This window comes from Aeromonas sp. ZOR0002 (assembly GCF_963866995.1).
Taxonomy (GTDB): Bacteria; Pseudomonadota; Gammaproteobacteria; order Enterobacterales; family Aeromonadaceae; genus Aeromonas; species Aeromonas caviae.
In genome coordinates this window covers 1-2,669 of record NZ_CAWMFQ010000171.1, presented here as the reverse complement: position 1 = coordinate 2,669, position 2,669 = coordinate 1, and the positions used below count along the sequence as shown (strand labels likewise).

Here is a 2,669-nt window from a genome sequence, read left to right as displayed (position 1 = left end):
GGTTAGCCTTTCAACATGTAATTGGGACAGCGCCATAAAAAAGCCCCGCTCATCGAGCGGGGCTTTTGCATTCTGGAGGGCGGGAGCAATCAGGCCTTCCAGGCTTTCCAGGTGTTGATCAGGCCGTTGGTGGAGCCGTCGTGGCTGGTGACGGCCTCATCTGTGCCCAGCTCCGGCAGGATCTTGTTGGCCAGCTGTTTGCCCAGCTCCACACCCCACTGGTCGAAGGAGAAGATGTTCCAGATTGCGCCTTGTACGAAGATCTTGTGCTCGTACATGGCGATCAGGGAGCCGAGGGTTTTCGGGGTCAGCTGCTTGAACAGGATGGAGTTGGTCGGGCGGTTGCCTTCGAACACCTTGAACGGCACCAGATCCTTGACCTGCTCCAGCGTCTTGCCGGCGGCCAGGAACTCGGCCTCCACCGCTTCCTTGCTCTTGCCGAAGGCCAGGGCCTCGGTCTGGGCGAAGAAGTTGGCCAGGAGCTTCGGATGGTGGTCACCGATGGGGTTATGGCTGATAGCCGGCGCCAGGAAGTCGCAGGGGATCAGCTTGGTGCCCTGATGGATCAGCTGGTAGAAGGCGTGCTGGCCGTTGGTACCCGGCTCACCCCAGATGATGGGGCCGGTCTGGTAGTCCACCGGATTGCCGTCGCGGTCCACGTACTTGCCGTTGGACTCCATGTTGCCTTGCTGGAAGTAGGCAGGGAAGCGATGCATGTACTGATCGTACGGCAGGATGGCTTCGGACTCGGCACCATGGAAGTTGTTGTACCACAGGCCGATCAGGGCCAGCAGTACGGGCACGTTCTGTTCATAGGCGGCAGTGGCGAAGTGCATGTCCATCTCGAAGGCGCCTTGCAGCAGGGCCTCGAAGTGCTCGAAGCCGAGGGAGAGGGCGATGGGCATGCCGATGGCGGACCAGGAGGAGTAGCGGCCGCCGACCCAGTCCCAGAACTCGAACATGTTGTCGGTGTCGATGCCGAACTCGGCCACGGCCTTGCCGTTGGTAGACAGGGCGGCGAAGTGCTTGGCCACGTGAGCCTTGTCACCGGCGTGACCGAGGAACCAGTCGCGGGCGGTCAGGGCGTTGGTCATGGTCTCCTGGGTGGTGAAGGTCTTTGAGGCCACCAGGAACAGGGTGGTTTCCGGATCGATCTTCTTGAGCGTCTCGGCGATGTGGGTGCCGTCGACGTTGGAGACGAAGTGCATCTCCAGGTGATTCTTGTAGGGGCGCAGGGCCTCGGTGATCATGACGGGGCCCAGATCGGAGCCACCAATGCCGATGTTGACCACGTGCTGGATGGCCTTGCCGGTATAGCCCTTCCACTCGCCACCGATGACCTTCTCGCAGAAGCCCTTCATCTTGGCCAGTACGGCGTTCACTTCCGGCATCACGTCCTTGCCGTCAACCTCGATGGGACGGTCGGAGCGGTTGCGCAGGGCGGTGTGCAGTACGGCGCGCCCTTCGGTCATGTTGATCTTGTCGCCGTTGAACATGGCGTCGATGGCGCTGCGCAGATCGGTCTCGCCAGCCAGGTTCACCAGCAGCTTGAGGGTCTCTTCGGTGATCAGGTTCTTGGAGTAGTCGACCAGGATGTCGCCACCGAAGGTGAGGGAGAACTTGTCAAAACGCTTGGGATCCTGTGCGAACAGATCCTTGAGACGCATCTCCTTGTTGGCTGCAAAATGGGCTTCCAGTGCCTGCCAGGCCTGGGTCCGGGTTGGATTGATATTTTTCATAGGATTATCAGTCTTCCAAGTTGTGTTTGAACCTTGCAGGCAAGGCTCCCGCCAAACCTTATTATGCGAGCATTATACCGGGCACTCCGTGCGCCCCGTGTAACAGAGCATTACCAATTGTCTGCAACGAGGGAGTGTACAACCAAAACAGTGCGATTATGAGTCACCCAGTACCCCGGGATCTTGCGTTCGCGCATGCTTGTTCGGGTTGAAAAGGCTTTCATTTCAAGGGGAGCACGGCCGTGGCGCTGGAAAGCTGGCGTGACAGATAAAAGGGTATTCAACAGACGCTCATCGGACGGTTTTTTGAGCAGGCGCAAATGGCGGGCAACAGACGCTGGCTACCATATGAGCCGAATGGACGAGATCTCCCAGGGATGGCCAAGGTATGGAATCAATGGTGTGGAATGAGGAGATCGAGATGAAAGCCCTGTTATCCCTGTTTGCCCTGAGCCTGATCGCCACCGGCCTCATCGGTTTGCTGACCCTGACGCTGGCCAATGCGGCGCCGACGCTGGAGATCCGCGTGCTGGCGGTGATCGGAGCCGTGCTGGGGGGTTATGTGCTGATGCAGCCCCTGCTCAACCGGGTTGCACGCCGGCTGGGGTGAGAACGCGGTGCGACCTGGTGCGCAAGACCGGCCTGTGGCCGGTTTTTTCATGTCACAGAAGGCAGAAACGACAGTGCCAGCCCGAAGGCTGGCACTGGAGAACGCACACCGAGGATCAATCCGCCGTCTTTTGCATGTGGACCACACGCTGGGGGAAGGGAATCTCGATGCCCTCGGCGTCGAAGGTGAGCTTCACCTTCTCGTGGAAGTCGAACCAGACACCCCAGTAATCACCGGTCTTGACCCAGGGACGCACCACGATGTTGACCGAGGAGTCGGCCAGCGCGGCAACGGCGATGGTGGCTGCCGGCTCCTTCAGG

The 2,669-nt window shown here is 59.8% G+C and carries 2 protein-coding genes and 1 pseudogene; 1 reads left to right on the top strand and 2 read right to left on the bottom strand.

The annotated features are described in order from the left end of the window. Window positions 1-89 precede the first annotated feature (89 nt). Window positions 90-1,739, bottom strand: a complete 1,650-nt coding sequence (gene pgi / locus AACR77_RS09950; RefSeq protein WP_039040994.1) for a glucose-6-phosphate isomerase — start codon at window positions 1,737-1,739, stop codon at window positions 90-92. A 421-nt stretch (window positions 1,740-2,160) separates the two neighbouring features. On the opposite strand from pgi, the gene AACR77_RS09945 reads away from it, so the two are divergent. Next, on the top strand, window positions 2,161-2,349 hold the full coding sequence (locus AACR77_RS09945; RefSeq protein WP_029314882.1) for a hypothetical protein: 189 nt from the start codon (window positions 2,161-2,163) through the stop codon (window positions 2,347-2,349). Window positions 2,350-2,464: 115 nt separating this feature from the next. On the opposite strand, the pseudogene AACR77_RS09940 reads toward AACR77_RS09945, so the two are convergent. Next, window positions 2,465-2,669, bottom strand: a pseudogene (locus AACR77_RS09940) (mechanosensitive ion channel); the annotation flags it as partial.